Raw genomic sequence first — 16,368 nt, 5'->3', positions numbered from 1 at the left:
GGAGGACAGGATCATGCAGGCACCTTTGAAAGCAAGCTACGACGTGGTGATTGTCGGCGGGGCGATTTACGGCTCCTCGGTCGCGTGGTGGCTGTCACGAAACCCGGATTTTGACGGCTCGACCCTTGTGGTGGAACGTGACCCGACCTACGAGTTTGCCTCGACCTCGCACACGAACAGCTGCATCCGGCAGCAGTTCTCGGCAGAGGTGAATATCAAGATTTCCCAGTTCGGGGCGGAGTTTATCCACGGCTTCAAGGAGTTCATGCAAGACGACGCCGCGCCCAAGATCGTGTTGCAAAGCTATGGCTATATGTATCTGGCCGACAATGAGGCCTTCGCGCAGACCTTGCGGGAAAGCCAGCAGATACAGCAGCGCCTTGGCGCGGGCACCAAGTATATGACGGCAGACGAGATCAAGGCGGCGTATCCGTTTTACAACCTCGACGACATCATCGGCGGCAATCACAACCTGATCAACGAAGGCTATTTCGACGGCGGCACCATCTTCGACTGGTGGAGGCGCAAGGCCCGCACTCAGGGGGCCGAGTACGTTCATAACGAGGTGCGCGGCATCACCCGTAACAGTGCCGGCGACAGGGTCGAAAGCGTCACGCTGGCGTCGGGAGAGACCATCTCTTGCGGCACCTTGGTGAACTGTTCCGGCCCTCGTGCGGCGCTTACGGCGCAGATGGCGGGGCTGGATATTCCGGTCGAGCCGCGCAAGCGCTACACCTTCATTTTTGACGCCAAGACGCCGCTGGACCGCGACCTGCCGCTGACCATCGATCCGAGCGGTGTGCATATGCGCAGCGACGGGAAATACTACATGGCGGGCTGCCCGCCGGACGACGATCCTGCCGTAGCCTATGACGATTTTGTCGAGGATCATTCGATCTGGGAGAACAAGGTCTGGCCCGCCGTAGCGACCCGCGTGCCTGCCTTCGAGTCGGTAAAGCTGGTGAACTCGTGGGTCGGGCATTACGCCTACAACGCCTTCGACCAGAACGCGATTGTCGGCCCGTCGCCCGAGTTGGAGAACTTTGTGTTCGTCAACGGCTTCTCCGGCCACGGCCTCCAGCAAAGCCCTGCCATCGGGCGCGGCGTGGCGGAGTGGGTCGTCTATGGTGAATACCGCTCGCTGGACCTGTCGCCCTTTGGAGTCGAGCGGATTATAGCGCGGGAGAGCTTTGTCGAGCGGGCGGTGATCTAGAACGCGGTTTGGTCGCCGCCTTTCAGCGCCAGCCTTGCCCGCGCCTCGTCCGGTGTGGCGAGGCGTCGGCCCACGCCTTCGATTATTTCCTTCGCGCGGGCGACCTGCGCCGCGCTGGACGGCGCCATCACGCCTTTCTCCAGCCACAGCGAATCCTCCAGACCGACCCTGACATTGCCGCCTTGCGCTGCGGAAATTGCCGCCAGCGACATCTGGTGCCGTCCGGCGCCCAGCACCGACCAGACGTAGTCATCGCCAAACAGCCTATCCGCCGTGCGCTTCATATGCGCCACATCGTCGGGATGCGCGCCGATGCCGCCCAGCAAGCCGAACACGGTTTGGATCAGCAACGGGCCTTCGACTTTGCCTGCATCGCGGAAATAGGCGAGGTTATAGAGGTGGGCGGTGTCGTAGCATTCGAACTCGAACCGCGTGCCGCTGTCGCGCAGGGTGTCGAGGACGAAACTGATGTCTTGGAAGGTGTTGCGGAAAATGATGTCACGGTTGCCCAGATAGTCCTTTTCCCACTGATGCTTCAGGTCAGGGAAGCGCCCCAGCATCCCGAACAGCCCGAAATTCATCGACCCCATGTTGAGCGAGGCAAGCTCCGGCTGCCAATGCTGCGCGGGGCGCACCCGCTCGGCAACGGTCATCGTGGGCGCGCCGCCGGTGGTGATATTGATGACCACGTCCGACCGCGTCTTGATCGCGCCAAGGATCGGCTCGAACGCTTCGGCGCTCTGGTCGGGCGCGCCGTTTTCGGGATTGCGAGCGTGCAGGTGGACGATGGCGGCTCCGGCCTCTGCCGCACCCACGGCGGCGTCCACGATCTGCTCCGGCGTGACGGGCAGGGCGTCCGACATGGTCGGCGTGTGGATAGCTCCGGTGATGGCGGCGGTGACGATGACGGGATCGGGCATTGCGGGTCTCCTTTTCGCTGATACTGTCTGAGGATCGGGATTCAGGGAAGGGGTCACTATGGATTTGGGTTTGAGAGGTCACCGCGTGATCGTCACCGCGGGGGCCAGTGGGATTGGCCGTGCCATTTCGGAAGGCTTCCGCGACGAAGGTGCAGTGGTGACGGTGTGCGACATTGATGCGGAGGCTTTGGCCACGGTTAAGGGCATGACCACTGCGCAAGTCGACGTCTCCGACCGCGACGCGGTGAGCCGGTTCATGGCGAATGCGATCAGCGACATGGGCGGGCTGGACTGCCTTGTGAACAACGCAGGGATTGCGGGGCCGACGGGCGCGGTGGAGGACATCCCACCGGATGGCTGGGACGACACGCTGACCGTCTGCCTGACCTCACAATTCAACACGACGCGCTGCGCGGTGGAGGCATTGAAAGCCAGCGCCAATGGCTCGATCATCAACCTGTCTTCGCTGGCGGGGCGTGTCGGCTTTGCGCTGCGAAGTCCCTACGCTGCCGCCAAATGGGGTGTGATCGGCTTCACAAAATCACTGGCGCTGGAGCTTGGCCCCCACGGCATCCGCGCCAACGCGATCCTGCCGGGATTGGTCGCAGGCGACCGCCAGCGCCGCGTGCTGGAGGCCAAGGCCCAACGGCTTGGCCAGACCTATGAGGCCACCGAGGCAGAGGCGTTTTCGCATGTGTCGATCAAGGATTATGTCACCCCGCAGCAAATCGCGGACCAGTGCCTGTTCCTTGCTTCAACGCGGGGGCGGACAATTTCCGGGCAGGCGATCTCGGTCTGCGGGGACACGCAAAAGCTGGCCTAAGCCGCCAGCGCCGCACGCGTTTTGCCGATCATAAGCGCGGCTTGCGCCGCCTCGCGGCCTTTGGTGACGAAGTGGTCGCGGTAGATGGCCATGTGGTGCTCGGTCTCCTGAAAATGGTGCGGGGTCAGGGACACTGACAGGACCGGCACGCCGGTATCCATGCCGGCCCGCATCAACCCGTCAACGACCGATTGGGCCACGAAGTCGTGGCGGTAGATGCCGCCATCCACGACTAGCGCGGCGCAGGCCACGGCACCGTAGCGTCCGGACGCCGCCAGATCGCGGGCCAAGAGCGGCATTTCAAACGCGCCGGGGACGTTGAACACGTCCACCTGCGCTTGTGGGATCAATTCGCAGAAACCGTCCAAGGCGCGGGAGACAATCTCCGAGTGCCAGTTGGCTTTGACGAACGCGTATCGGGTGGGTGTCATGGTGATCTCTCCTTTTGCAACAGACACGTCACCCAAGGCGATCACGGGCGCTCTGCCCCAAGGGACAAACCGCTCGTTCTCTTTCATCCGGACTATGACCGTCGGCTCAGGAGTTGCACCTGATCTGCTGACCCTTCACTAACGCGAAGGCGCTCGCGGGCTTACGGAGTGATCCGCTTACCGCCGGTGGGGAATTCCGCCCCGCCCTGAGAACAGGGGCAAGATGGCGAAGGATCCCGGGCGGAGCAAGCCCAAATGCGCCCTAACCGGCCGCCCGTGCGACCATGCCGAACAAGTCGCGCGGGTCGTCGGGGTCGGCGAGCATGTCCAGCTCGACATACGTATCGTGGTCCTTCAATTGGTCGCGGATATAGCGCAGGGCCGAGAAATCCTCGGTCGCAAAGCCAACACTGTCGAACAGCGTGATCTGGCGGGCGTCGCGCCGCCCTTGCGCCTGACCCGTCATCACGCGCCACATTTCGGTAACCGCGTGGTCGGGGGCAAGCTGCTGTATCTCGCCCTCCACCCGTGTCTGCGGCGGATATTCCACGAAGATGTCGGAGCGCAGCAGGATATCGCGGTGCAACTCCGTCTTGCCGGGGCAGTCGCCGCCGATGGCGTTGATGTGGACCCCGCTGCCGACCATGTTGTCGGTCAGGATCGTTGCGTATTGCTTGTCAGCGGTGCAGGTTGTGATGATCTGCGCGCCGGTCACCGCCTCTTCGGGCGAGGTGCATTTGACGATTGTCAGCCCCGTCGAGGCAAGGTTCCGCGCCGCCTTTTCGGTTGCGTCGCGGTCGATGTCATAGAGCCGCACCGTGTCGATCCCCAACACCGTCTGGAACGCCAGCGCCTGAAACTCGCATTGTGCGCCATTGCCGATCATCGCCATGGTCTTGGAGCCTTCAGGGGCCAGATATTTCGCCACCAAGGCTGAGGTCGCCGCGGTGCGCAGCGCCGTCAGTATCGTCATTTCCGACAGCAGCACCGGATAGCCGTTATCCACCCGCGCCAGCACGCCGAACGCCGTTACCGTCTGGAACCCCCGCGCCATATTGGCGGGGTGGCCGTTGACGTATTTGAAGCCATAGCTTTCCCCGTCGGAGGTTGGCATCAACTCTATCACGCCTTCGTCCGAGTGCGCGGCGACGCGGGGGGTCTTGTCGAACTTCTCCCAGCGTTTGAAGTCGGCCTCGATATACTCCGCGATCTCGGCGATCATCTTGGCGGGGCCGATCGCGTTGACCAGCTTCATCATGTTGTCGACCGACACGAACGGGACGAGGGCAAGTTTGGATGGCGTCGTCATATCAGAATCTCCGGGTTGGGCGGTCGAGAACCTTGCGGCCCATCAGGCTTGCGCACAGGTCGACCATCAGACTGGCGGTGCGGCCGCGCTCGTCCAGAAACGGGTTCAGCTCTACCATATCGAGCGAGGTCACGAGGCCGCTGTCACACAGCATTTCCATCACCAGATGCGCCTCGCGGAACGTGGCACCGCCGGGCACCGTGGTGCCGACGGCGGGGGCGATGGATGGCTCCAGAAAGTCCACGTCGAGCGAGACGTGTAGCGCACCGTTCGCTTCGCGCACCCGCTCAAGGAACGCGCGTAGTGGGGCGGCGATGCCATGCTCGTCAATCGCACGCATGTCGCTCACATCCACCTCACGTTCCGCCAGCGCGGCGTTTTCTGCCGGATCGACCGAGCGGATGCCGAGCATACACAGGTTTGCCGGATCGACGGGCGCTGCCAGCGGCGGATAAACCTCGAAGCCCGGCAGCCCGCTGAAATAGGCAACCGGCGTACCGTGAAGGTTGCCGCTGGAGGTGGTCTCCAGCGTGTGGAAGTCGGGGTGCGCGTCCAGCCACAGGACAAATAACGGGCGGTCTTTCGTTGCCCAATGTCGCGCGATGCCTGGCACGGTGCCGATGGACAGGCTGTGATCGCCGCCCAGAAAGATCGGCATGTCGGAACTTTGCGCCGCCTCGAACGCTGCGCTTTCCAGTGCCTTCGCCCACGCCACTGTCTGCGCCAGATCATGGATCGCCCCGTTAGAGTGGCTCACATCCGGCAAGTCGGTCGCGCTGACATTGCCTGTATCGCTGACGCTGTGGCCAAGCTCACCCAGGGTTTCTGCCAGCCGGGCCGTGCGAAACGCATCCGGACCCATGATACAGCCGGGCTGACTTGCGCCGGACTGGACGGGCGCGCCGACGAGTGTGCATGTCTTCGAGGTCATTGATCTCTCCTGTGATGTTGGTTTCAGGATAGGTGGTACGATTGACATTTGCGACAATCACTATGGCAAAATTGATGATATTAATTTACAATATACATAGTGCGTTAATCATATTGGTAGGTTGATAGCGAGATGGACGATACTGACCAGCAGCTGATTGCACTTCTCAAGCAGGATGGCCGCGCCTCGATCACCACTTTGGCGGGGCAGCTTGGCGTGTCCCGGATGACCGTTCAGACCCGGCTGGACCGGATGCGGCGGGATGGAACAATCCGGCGCTTCACGATCGAGTTGGGGCAGGTTGGCCTGGATGATCTGATCCATGCCGTGATGATGGTTGAGGTTAAAGGCGCGCAAACGGCGTCGGTCGTCAGACAGCTTCGGCGGATGCCAGAGATTGTGGATCTGCATACGACAAATGGTGTTTGGGATCTGGTCGCGCGGATCGAAACCGTAAGCCTTCCCGATTTCGACCGCGTCTTGCGGCAGGTCCGCGAAGTCTCCGGTGTGACTGGCAGTGAAACCTCCCTGCTACTTGACCGCGCGCGGGGATAGTCCCGAAAATTGTATCTGTTAACCGGGGTTTCAGTCGCCCCTGCTTATCTTGTCCCACGATTCTGCGAGGACCGAGATGAGCGACAACGCCCGACCCATCATCATAAAGCGCAAGAAGGTGATCGTCAGTGGCGGGCATCACGGCGGCGCGTGGAAGGTTGCTTACGCTGACTTCGTGACCGCGATGATGGCGTTTTTCATGCTCATGTGGCTGTTGAATGCCACTACCGAAAAGCAGCGCAAGGGCCTGGCGGACTATTTCGCTCCGACAATCGCGGTGGCGCGGGTGTCGGGTGGCGGGAACGGTGCCTTCGGCGGTGATTCTCTGCTGATACAAAGCCGTTTGCCGCAATCGGGGCAAGGTGGCCTGCCGGATACTCCGACCTCCGCCAACAGCCCGCAAGGCGCACTGGGCGAGGAGGAGCGAGCCGAGCTCACAAAACTTGCAACAGGCATCATGGGAAAAGGCGGCGAAAGCCTGATCAAGGAAATGGCACTGGAACACATTATCACTGATGTTACCGACGAAGGTCTGGTGGTCGAGATTTTCGATCTGGACGGCGCCCCCCTATTCGAGCCCGAGACCGGTCGTCCGACGCAGATCCTGCGCGAGATATCTAAAATGCTGGTCGAGGTTTTTCAGATTGCGGCCAACCGTGTTTCCATCTCTAGCCACTCCCGGGCATACCCATCGGTTCTGGCAGAAAATCCCGCTTGGGATGAAACGACGACGCGCGCGCATTTGATGCGCGACCTGATGGATATCCACGGTTTCGATCCGGCGCGCTTCGAGCGGTTGACGGGCTATGGTCAGAGCACGCCCTTGCTCGACGATCCCATGGCGCCGCGCAACAACCGGCTGGAAGTCACCCTTTTGCGGGCCCGGCAGTAAACTAGGTTCAATTGTACCTGTTAGCGCGATGTTAAGGCACCGTGCGCATAGTCGCCTTCAAGTTCTATGCTTCAGAAAGGCGCATTATGACGATTTCATCTTCCCTGAATGCCGGCGTGGCCGGTCTTGCCGCCAACGCAAGTCGCCTGTCGACGATCTCGGACAACATCGCCAATTCCGGCACAAACGGCTACAAGCGCGCGGAAACCGAGTTCCACTCCATGGTAGTCTCGAACGGGCGCGGCAGCTATTCTGCCGGTGGTGTCCGTGTGACTTCGCAGCGGCTGATAGATCAGGCGGGCTCGCTCCTGACGACCACGAACTCGACCGATCTTGCGGTTCGTGGACGGGGCTTTCTTCCCATCACAACGGAATCCGCCGTCAATGCGCAGTCGGGTGACCTTCCGTTCCGGCTGGCAACGACAGGTTCGTTTCGTACCGATTCTCAGGGTTACCTGACCACTGACAGCGGCATGGTTTTGATGGGCTGGCCCGCCGATGCGGACGGCACCGTGCCCACTTTCCCGCGCGATACGGCCGACGGGCTGCGCCCAGTCCAAATCAACGTAAACCAATATGCAGGTGAGCCGACAACGCGCATGGGTCTTGGCGTCAACCTGCCTGCGACCGAAAGCGAGGCCGGTGCCAGCGGCGAAAGTCTGGAATTGTCGGTGGAGTATTTCGACAATCTCGGGACGTCTCAGAACTTGATGGTCACCTATACACCCGTCGTTCCGGCGTCCGGCGCGTCTAACGAATGGACGATGGAGCTGCGCGATTCCGCCAGCGGCGGCGCGTTGGTCGGACAATATACCATGGTCTTCGACGACACTCGCGGTCAGGGCGGTACATTGGCGTCTGTGACCCGCACGTCAGTGGAAGGCGGGGACTATGATCCGGCGACAGGCAGCTTTGAAGTAACTCTCGACGGCGGCCCGCTCGACATCACCATCGGTGAACTTGGCTCCGGCGTAGGCGTAACCCAGTTGTCCGACAGTTTTGCCCCGACGCAGATCACCAAGGACGGCTCTCCTGTCGGCAACATGACCTCCGTCAATGTCGACGCTAACGGGTATGTGCAAGCAACCTTCGACATCGGGATCACCCGGACAATCTACCAGATACCTCTGGTCGATTTGGCCAACCCGAACGGGTTGACGGCAATGGACAACCAGACCTACGCGCCTTCCAGCGAAAGCGGCTCTTTCTTCCTGTGGGATGCGGGAGATGGTCCGACAGGAGAGGTTCTCGGCTACGCGCTGGAGGAGTCCACCACCGATGTCGCGGGCGAGTTGACCGCGCTGATCCAGACCCAGCGGGCCTACTCCTCCAACGCAAAGGTCATCCAGACAGTGGACGAGATGTTGCAGGAAACCACCAATATCAAACGCTAATCCAGACCAAGGACCCCCATCATGAGCATGTCCGCGTCCCTTTCCAACGCAATCTCCGGTATAAACGCGGTGTCCCGCGCCGCAGAACTTGTATCTGCCAACGTCGCCAATGCCATGACCGAAGGCTATGGCCGCAGGGATCTGTCCCTAGGGTCGGCGACCGTCGGCGGCGTGCAGATCAACGGCGTGGAGCGCGTGGTAAGTCAGGCTGCAATCGCTGACCGGCGTTTGTCGCAGGCCGAACAGGGGTTTCAGGACGCACGCGCCAGCTTTTTCACACGGGTCGAGCAGGCGGTGGGCACACCGGACAGCGCGTCGTCGTTAACAGCCTTTATGGACCGGTTCGACCAAAGTCTGATCACGGCCAGTGCCGATCCATCCAATGCGTCGCGCCTGACTGCGGTTCTGGACGCGGCTGTCGGTTTGGCGGGCAAGATAAACCAGATATCGGATGGCCTGCAGTCGGACCGCGAAACGGCAGATCGCGCTATCGGCTCGCAGGTCAACCAGTTGAATTCTGCCTTGCAGGATGTGGCGCGACTGAACAAGGAAATCCACCAGCAGGTCAATTCTGGCGGCGACCCGTCGGGGCTTATGGATCAGCGGCAGGTGCTGATCGACAGTGTCAGTGCAGTCGTCCCGGTTCAGACGGTTACCAGAAGCTACGGGCAGGTTGCGCTTGTCACTCCGAACGGTACGACGCTGGTCGACTATCAGGCGGCCCAGTTCAGGTTCAGCCCAACAGGCACCATTACGCCGGACATGAGCCTTGCAAGTGGCGCACTCAGCGGGCTGGAAATCGACGGGGCGTCCAGTGTCAGCGGCACGCCGTTCGACGCAATCGCGGGCGGTTCACTGGCTGCGTCCTTCACGCTGCGCGACGACGACATACCACAGCTTCAGGCCAATCTCGACGCATTGTCGCGCGATCTTATGGAACGCTCGGCAGCCGCAGATAGCTCGCCGGCCCCTGGTCAGGTCGGGCTTTTCACCGACCGCGGCGTATCGCTTGACCCGGCTCTGGAGGCGGGGCTGGCGTCGCGCCTTGCCATTAACGACGCGGTCAGGCCGTCGTCTGGCGGCGCGGTTTGGCGACTGCGCGACGGTATAAATGCCGCAACGCCTGGCCCTGCCTCCGACGGCACACTTCTCGGTGCCTATGAGCGGGCCTTTTCGGACGCAGGGCTGCCGGTAAGCGGGGCCTTCTCAAACGGGGGGTCCAGTTCCGCCTTGATGGCAGACTTCACATCTCAGATTGGGCAGGAGCGGCAGCTTGCGAGCCAACGCCAAAGCTATGCCGCCGCGAAAGTCCAGGCGTTCCAAGATGTTGAGCGCGCAGGCGGCGTCAATACTGATCAGGAGATGCAAAAGCTGCTGCTCATCGAAAGAAACTTCGCCGCCAATGCCAAGGTCATTCAGGCCGTCGACGAAATGCTGCAATCACTGCTGAGGATATAATATGAACTATGGCAGCCTAAGCGATCTGGGCCAAAACATGATGCTACGCCGGCAAGGAGCGGGGTTGAAGACCTCGCTGTCCACGCTAACCACCGAATTGACGACCGGCCGACGCGAAAATGTCAGCGATTATGTGCGTGGGGATTTCGGCCCGCTCGCCGCACTGGAGCGCTCGGTGAAGCGCCTCGACGGGTTTGCACTAGGCCGCGATGCGCTGAGCCTACGCGTGACCGGGGTGCAGACCAGCCTTGGTGCGATGCAAGACACAGTTGCCACCTTCGGCACGGACCTGATCGGCGCAGCCTCGTTGGAGCAACCCGGCGTACTTGACGCAAAGCTTGCCAATGCACCGGAAAGGTTCAATCAGGTCGTCTCCTACCTCAATGCCCAGGTGTCGGGGCAGTATCTGTTTTCCGGCGTAGCATCGGACCGCAAACCGCTGCCCGACGGGGCAGAGTTGCTGACGCACATACGCAATATCGCGATGACAGCGACGGACGCTTCGGATTTTGTCACTCAAGTGAACAGTTGGTTCGACGACAGCGGCGGTGGGTTCGATACGCTCGCGTATAACGGTGCGGCGCAAGCACAGTCAGGCGTAGCAATTTCCGAGGCTCATACAATCGGGCTGCCGGTCAAGGCCGACGACGGCGCAATACGGTCCATGCTCAGGGATTTGGCCATCGCCGCGGTCGTGTCTGAAGGCACGCTCCCTATGTCCGACATGGAAAAGCGCGCGGTCCTGTCCAGTGTGGGTGAGGGCTTGATCGCGTCGGAGCAAGCCCTGATCAGCATGCGGCGCGATACCGGCGTGACCGAACAGTTGCTGTCAGAAGCAGATGTCGCGGGCCGCGTGGAGCGCGGATTGCTCGACGGGGCGATTTCCAAGATTACCTCCGCCGACCCATATGAGACCGCCAGCGCGCTGGAGGCCGTCCAGCACCAGATCGAAACGCTCTATGTGCTGACTGCCCGTACGTCGCAATTGCGCCTTTCGGACTACCTGCGATGATCCGCGCGGCACTCCTTGTCCTGACGCTGGCGATCATGCCAGGCGTCGTCGCAGCCTCCAGCGTCCGACTCAAGGATCTGGTAGAATTCGACGGTGTGCGTGGCAACGATTTGGTCGGTTACGGGCTGGTCGTGGGGCTGAACGGCACAGGCGATGGCCTCAGGAATTCGCCGTTCACCGAGGAAATGATGGTGAACATTCTGGAGCGACTGGGCGTAAATGTCGGCGGCGAGCAATTTCGCCCCAAGAATATCGCGGCTGTTCTGGTCACGTCGTCGCTTCCGGCGTTCAGTCGCGCGGGCAGCAAAGTCGACGTGACGGTCTCCGCCATCGGCGACGCGAAAAGCCTGCTGGGCGGAACCCTGATCATGACGCCCCTGAACGCTGCCGATGGCGATGTATATGTGGTGGCACAAGGCACTGTAATCGCCGGGGGAATAGCTGCTGAGGGCGACGCAGCCCGTGTCGTTCATGGTGTGCCGACCGCAGGCATCGTGCCGTCCGGCGGTCGGGTTGAACGCGAGGTCGAATTCGAGTTTGCAGATATGACAAGCATCCGTCTGGCGCTCCGCACGCCCGATTTCTCTACCGCAGAAAAGATCGAACGTGCGATCAACGCGGCTTTGAACCGCCGCGTGGCGTTGATGCTGGACGGCGGCACGGTGGAACTGGATATTGACGCCACCGGCCTGCGCTCTCCGGCTCATGTGCTCAGCCGGATCGAGAACATCATCGTGGAGCCGGAAAGACGCGCAAGAGTGGTCGTCGACCAGCGCTCCGGCACCATCGTCATGGATGAAAACGTCCGCATCTCCCGCGTTGCAGTTGCGCAGGGAAACCTGACACTCACCATCGAGGAGGGGCCGATGGTGGTTCAGCCCAACCCGTTCAGTGAAGGGGAAACTGTCGTTGTTCCCCGTACGACCGCTGCGATCAACGAAGAGCCCGGAACCGGCCTCGCGGAACTGGCACCGGGTACGACGTTGAAAGATGTGGTGTCAGGCCTCAACGCGCTGGGGGTCTCGCCGATGGACATGATTGATATCCTGAAAAGCATCAAGGCCGCAGGGGCCTTGCATGCAGAATTCATCGTTCAGTAGGGGTTCAGACGTCGAGATTTTCGACACTCAGCGCGTTGGTCTGGATAAAGTCGCGCCGCGGCTCCACCACGTCGCCCATCAGCTTGGTGAAGATGTCGTCGGCCTCGGCCACGTCATCGACCTTCACCTGCAACAGCGTGCGCGCATCAGGGTCCAGCGTGGTTTCCCAAAGCTGGTCAGGGTTCATTTCGCCCAGTCCCTTGTAGCGTTGCAGTGACAGGCCCTTTTCACCTTCTTGCAGAATGGATTGCAGCAGGTCGATCGGCCCAAATACCGGCTGCTCGCGGTCTTTGCGGATCAGCTTCGCGGGCTTGCCATAGGTTTCCTGAAGATTGCCCGTCAACTGCCCCAAACGCAGCGCCTCGCCGGAGCGTAGCACGCCACCATCCAGCACCCGCACCTCGTCCACGCCGCGCAGCACGCGCCACAGGCGAATGCCCTTGTCCTGCGTCGGGCGGCCTTGCCAGCCCTTCTCGTATTCCAGCGCAATCAGGTCCAGCCGCGCCGCCACGGTATTGGCGACGCCTTGCAAATCACGGTCCACCTGTCCGGCCTCGAAGGCACCGGCAATGGCGGATTGCTCCAGAATATGCTGCGGATAATGGGTCGGGAACGCTTGCAGGATGCGGCGCACCGTGCGGGCTTCCTCAATGACGCGCCGCAAGTCCTGCCCGACGATTTCCTCACCCGAGGCCAGCTTCAGCACCGCACCTTCGACGCCCTGCTCGATCAGATAATCCTCCATAGAGGCCTGATCTTTCAGATAAACTTCAGACCTGCCGCGCGAGACCTTATACAAAGGCGGTTGCGCGATATACAGGTGCCCTTGCTCAATCAACTCAGGCATCTGCCGGTAGAAGAACGTCAAAAGCAGCGTCCGGATATGCGCGCCGTCCACGTCCGCGTCCGTCATGATGACGATCTTGTGGTAGCGCAGCTTGGAGATGTCGAACTCGTCGCGCCCGATGCCCGTGCCAAGCGCCATGACCATATTGCCGATTTCCTGACTGCCCAGCATTCGGTCGAACCGCGCCCGCTCCACGTTCAGGATCTTGCCTTTCAGCGGCAGGATCGCCTGAGTCTGGCGGTCCCGTCCCGTCTGGGCGGACCCACCGGCGGAGTCCCCCTCCACCAAGAAAATCTCCGTCTTGGACGGGTCCTTGTTGGAGCAATCCTTCAGCTTCGAGGACAGGAAATTCATGTCCATCGGGTTCTTGCGGCGGGTCAATTCCCGCGCCTTGCGGGCCGCTTCACGGGCCTGCGCGGCTTCTACGATCTTGGATACGATGATCCGCGCCTCGTTCGGATTTTCCTCGAACCATTCGGCCAGCTTTTCGTTCATCAGCCCTTCGACGGCGGGACGCACTTCGGACGACACCAGCTTGTCCTTGGTCTGTGACGAGAATTTCGGGTCCGGCACTTTCACCGACAAAACGCAGGTCAGCCCCTCGCGGGCGTCGTCACCGGTAAAGGAAATCTTCTCTTTCTTGGCGATCCCGCTCGACTGTGCATAGGCGTTGATCGTCCGCGTCAGCGCACCACGAAAGCCCGCCATATGCGTGCCGCCATCGCGTTGCGGGATGTTGTTGGTAAACGGCAGCACCATCTCGTTGTAGCTGTCGTTCCACCACATCGCGACTTCCACGCCGATATCGTCTTTTTCGCCAACGACATAGATCGGCTCCGACATGATAGAGCTTTTGGAGCGGTCCAGATACTTCACGAATTCCTTAACGCCGCCCTCATAGAACAGCTCAGTTCGCAGGGCTTCGGCGGGGCGCTCGTCTTCCAGAATGATCCGCACGCCGGAATTCAGGAACGCCAGTTCGCGCAGGCGCTTTTCCAGCGTCTCGAACACATAGTCGCGGTTCGAAAACGTCTCGGTCGACGCCATGAAGCGCACTTCGGTCCCCGTGCGATCGGTCGGTCCGACGACTTCCAGATGCTTGACCGTGAAGCCGCCCTCAAAGCGTGCGATATGTTCCTTGCCCTCGCGCCAGATGCGCAGCTCCAGCCAGTCGGACAGCGCGTTCACCACAGACACGCCGACGCCGTGCAGGCCGCCCGACACCTTGTAGGAGTTGCTGTCGAACTTACCGCCCGCGTGCAGTTGGGTCATGATGACCTCGGCCGCCGAGACGCCCTCTTCCTCGTGGATGCCCACCGGAATCCCGCGCCCGTTGTCGCTGACCGAGACCGAGCCGTCGGCGTGGATTTTCACGTTCACCGCGTCGGCGTGACCGGCCAAAGCTTCGTCGATACCGTTGTCCACGACCTCATAGACCATGTGGTGCAGGCCGGAGCCGTCATCGGTATCCCCGATATACATACCGGGCCGCTTTCGCACAGCCTCCAAGCCCTTGAGAACTTTGATGGAATCGGCACCGTAGTCAGCTTTTTGTTCTTGTTCGTCGGCCATAAATTCTGTCCCGTTGATTTGAGGCAAAATATATGGCTTTTACAGGGGAATGTCACGCAAATGGCGCAATATATTGTGCCTCGCGCCGCGACGTCGGCGGGGCGTGTTTCGACATGTGCTGGCGGGCTAGGTCAAGCCGATCACGATACCCACGCCGACCAGCAACCAACCCGCGATTGTGTTCATTCTGCCGACTGCGCCGGGGGCTTTCAGAAGGCCCCTGACGCGGTCGACCGACAGGGCAAGGATCAGGTTGCCGGTCAGCGGCACGATGAAGCTGAGAAAGCAGATCGCCGCGATATCGGCCCACGTGATGCGTGTCAGGTCGAAGAAGCCCGGCAAAACCCCCATGTAGAACAGCACCGCTTTCGGGTTCGCGAGGATGACGACTAGCCCGGCTATGAACCCCGCCCACATGCCCGGGCGGGTCAGGCGGCTATCCTTGGACAACTCCGCATCAGCGTTGCGGATCAGAAGGCCGCCCATGACGATGAACATGAGCACCGCAACCCATTTGAGCACATCCATGAACCAGCTGACCTGATCGACGATCCAAGACACGCCCAGAACCGCCACCAGTGGCCAGATGACATCGCCCACGACGACGCCTAGCGCCAGCGGCCATGCCGCGTGAAAGCCCCCCGACATGGATCGCGCCAACAGCGCCACCCAAACCGGTCCGGGGGTCAGAAACAGGATCAGCAACCCGCCTGCGTAGAAGAGAAGCTCGAATGGCGTGATGGTCATTTGTACAAACTGCGAAAAACGATGTGCGTGGCGTACGTGTTGTACATTTTCACAGCCGTGTCACCCGTGATGTGCCGTCGATTTCGGAGACTTCGAAATGCTGCGCACGGTCGCCCAACTCCGCGAACAACTCCGCACCCGTTCCGGTCATCCAGGCTTGCGCTTTGAGAGCGCATATTTCGTCATAAAGCGCGGCGCGCCGGTCAGCGTCCAAATGCGCGGCGACTTCATCAAGCAAGATGATAGGGGCCGCGCCAAAATCTTCGGACAGGGCACGGGCATTTGCGAGGATCAGAGACAGCAACAAGGCCTTCTGTTCGCCGGTAGAACATTGTTTTGCCTCAATATTCTTGGTCTTGTAAATGGCCTTCATATCAGCGCGGTGCGGCCCGGTTAGGGTGCGTCCGGCCCGTAAATCTGTCTGGCGCGATGCTTGAAGTGCGGCAAGCAAGGCATCCGCGCTGTCAATAAAATCAGCGTCTTGCGGGTTCTCAATCGACAGTTCCGCCGTTGGAAAAGAGGTCCGCGCATCATCCATCGCGCTTTGCAGACGGGCCAGCGCAGTCGCCCTGTTCGCAATGATCCGCGCCCCCGCCTCGGCCATCTGCGCCTCCAGCGCGCCATACCACATCGCGTCGCGCACCATGTCTTTTAACAGTCGGTTCCGCTCTCGCATTGCCTTCTCGTAAGCGACTGAAACTTCGGCATGCTTCGGCTCGAAACTCAGGGTGATCCGGTCAAGGAACCGTCGCCGCCCGTCGGCCCCCTCGAGCCATAGGCGGTCCATCGCGGGCACCAACCAGACCACGCGCGCAACGCGGCCAAGTGCGACCTGAGGCGCGGTTTTGCCGTCAATGCTGACTGTGCGGTTGCCGCCAGCCTCGGCCTGCGTTTCGACTTCATGGATTTGGGTCAAGCTGTGCAGCACGCCAGAAACCTTCCAACCCACTGCCTCCGGCGTTCGGGCGATCTCGTCGGCTTTCGCGCGACGCAACCCGCGACCGGGTGAAAGCATTGAAATCGCCTCTAAAATGTTGGTTTTCCCGGCACCGTTTGCACCGAATATTGCGATCGGTCGGGCGTCAAGTTCCAGCTCCACCCGCCGGTGTGACCTGAAATGAGATAGGGTTAACGCAGAGAGGTGCAGCCCCGCCATCGTCGCGC

At 61.0% G+C, this 16,368-nt stretch carries 15 protein-coding genes and 1 riboswitch; of the genes, 8 read left to right on the top strand and 7 right to left on the bottom strand.

The genetic code is table 11. From position 1 onward, the window contains the following. Positions 1–13: 13 nt before the first annotated feature. The gene (locus THALAR_RS15000) at positions 14–1,213 is read left to right on the top strand and encodes an NAD(P)/FAD-dependent oxidoreductase (RefSeq protein ID WP_021102437.1); all 1,200 of its coding nucleotides are present in this window, start codon (positions 14–16) and stop codon (positions 1,211–1,213) included. Here the strand turns inward: THALAR_RS15000 and THALAR_RS14995 are convergent. After that, a complete protein-coding gene (locus tag THALAR_RS14995) occupies positions 1,210–2,133 on the bottom strand; it encodes a BKACE family enzyme (protein WP_021102436.1) in 924 nt (307 codons plus the stop codon). The genes THALAR_RS15000 and THALAR_RS14995 overlap by 4 nt on opposite strands. A gap of 58 nt (positions 2,134–2,191) precedes the next feature. On the opposite strand from THALAR_RS14995, the gene THALAR_RS14990 reads away from it, so the two are divergent. After that, positions 2,192–2,956, top strand: coding sequence for an SDR family oxidoreductase (locus THALAR_RS14990; RefSeq protein ID WP_021102435.1), 765 nt, complete (start codon positions 2,192–2,194; stop codon positions 2,954–2,956). Here THALAR_RS14990 and THALAR_RS14985 read toward each other — a convergent pair. The 3 genes from THALAR_RS14985 to rocF form a co-directional block, all read right to left on the bottom strand. Continuing rightward, the gene (locus tag THALAR_RS14985) at positions 2,953–3,387 is read right to left on the bottom strand and encodes a 6,7-dimethyl-8-ribityllumazine synthase (protein WP_040819331.1); all 435 of its coding nucleotides are present in this window, start codon (positions 3,385–3,387) and stop codon (positions 2,953–2,955) included. The genes THALAR_RS14990 and THALAR_RS14985 overlap by 4 nt on opposite strands. A gap of 71 nt (positions 3,388–3,458) precedes the next feature. Continuing rightward, positions 3,459–3,605, bottom strand: a riboswitch (FMN riboswitch). Positions 3,606–3,649: 44 nt separating this feature from the next. Further along, positions 3,650–4,696: an ornithine cyclodeaminase gene (locus THALAR_RS14980; RefSeq protein WP_021102433.1), complete on the bottom strand. Its 1,047-nt coding sequence runs from the start codon at positions 4,694–4,696 to the stop codon at positions 3,650–3,652. Position 4,697: 1 nt separating this feature from the next. Then, complete coding sequence (gene rocF / locus THALAR_RS14975) at positions 4,698–5,627, bottom strand: arginase (RefSeq protein WP_021102432.1); 930 nt, start codon at positions 5,625–5,627, stop codon at positions 4,698–4,700. Positions 5,628–5,759: 132 nt separating this feature from the next. Here rocF and THALAR_RS14970 point away from each other — a divergent pair, with 132 nt between their 5' ends. The 6 genes from THALAR_RS14970 to THALAR_RS14945 all read left to right on the top strand — a co-directional run bounded on the left by THALAR_RS14970 (position 5,760) and on the right by THALAR_RS14945 (position 12,038). After that, positions 5,760–6,182 carry an Lrp/AsnC family transcriptional regulator gene (locus THALAR_RS14970; RefSeq protein WP_021102431.1) on the top strand — a complete coding sequence of 141 codons (423 nt, stop codon included), beginning with the start codon at positions 5,760–5,762 and terminating at the stop codon, positions 6,180–6,182. Positions 6,183–6,258: 76 nt separating this feature from the next. Then, positions 6,259–7,074 carry a flagellar motor protein MotB gene (locus THALAR_RS14965; RefSeq protein ID WP_021102430.1) on the top strand — a complete coding sequence of 272 codons (816 nt, stop codon included), beginning with the start codon at positions 6,259–6,261 and terminating at the stop codon, positions 7,072–7,074. Positions 7,075–7,160: 86 nt separating this feature from the next. After that, complete coding sequence (locus tag THALAR_RS14960) at positions 7,161–8,468, top strand: flagellar hook protein FlgE (RefSeq protein WP_021102429.1); 1,308 nt, start codon at positions 7,161–7,163, stop codon at positions 8,466–8,468. Positions 8,469–8,489: 21 nt separating this feature from the next. Next, positions 8,490–9,926 carry a flagellar hook-associated protein FlgK gene (flgK, locus tag THALAR_RS14955; RefSeq protein WP_021102428.1) on the top strand — a complete coding sequence of 479 codons (1,437 nt, stop codon included), beginning with the start codon at positions 8,490–8,492 and terminating at the stop codon, positions 9,924–9,926. A 1-nt stretch (position 9,927) separates the two neighbouring features. Continuing rightward, positions 9,928–10,938 carry a flagellar hook-associated protein FlgL gene (locus THALAR_RS14950; protein WP_021102427.1) on the top strand — a complete coding sequence of 337 codons (1,011 nt, stop codon included), beginning with the start codon at positions 9,928–9,930 and terminating at the stop codon, positions 10,936–10,938. Positions 10,939–10,973: 35 nt separating this feature from the next. Continuing rightward, complete coding sequence (locus tag THALAR_RS14945; RefSeq protein ID WP_407638179.1) at positions 10,974–12,038, top strand: flagellar basal body P-ring protein FlgI; 1,065 nt, start codon at positions 10,974–10,976, stop codon at positions 12,036–12,038. Between the two features lie 4 nt (positions 12,039–12,042). Here THALAR_RS14945 and gyrB read toward each other — a convergent pair whose 3' ends face one another. The 3 genes from gyrB to recF all read right to left on the bottom strand — a co-directional run bounded on the left by gyrB (position 12,043) and on the right by recF (position 16,360). Then, positions 12,043–14,457, bottom strand: a complete 2,415-nt coding sequence (gene gyrB / locus THALAR_RS14940; protein WP_021102425.1) for a DNA topoisomerase (ATP-hydrolyzing) subunit B — start codon at positions 14,455–14,457, stop codon at positions 12,043–12,045. 126 nt (positions 14,458–14,583) lie between these two features. Then, positions 14,584–15,204, bottom strand: a complete 621-nt coding sequence (locus THALAR_RS14935) for a LysE family translocator (protein ID WP_021102424.1) — start codon at positions 15,202–15,204, stop codon at positions 14,584–14,586. Between the two features lie 49 nt (positions 15,205–15,253). Beyond that, positions 15,254–16,360, bottom strand: a complete 1,107-nt coding sequence (gene recF, locus THALAR_RS14930) for a DNA replication/repair protein RecF (RefSeq protein ID WP_040818980.1) — start codon at positions 16,358–16,360, stop codon at positions 15,254–15,256. Positions 16,361–16,368: the final 8 nt, after the last annotated feature.

The sequence above is a fragment of the Litoreibacter arenae DSM 19593 genome (assembly GCF_000442275.2).
In the GTDB taxonomy this organism is placed as follows: Bacteria; Pseudomonadota; Alphaproteobacteria; order Rhodobacterales; family Rhodobacteraceae; genus Litoreibacter; species Litoreibacter arenae.
This window is presented reverse-complemented; position numbering and strand designations above follow the sequence as displayed.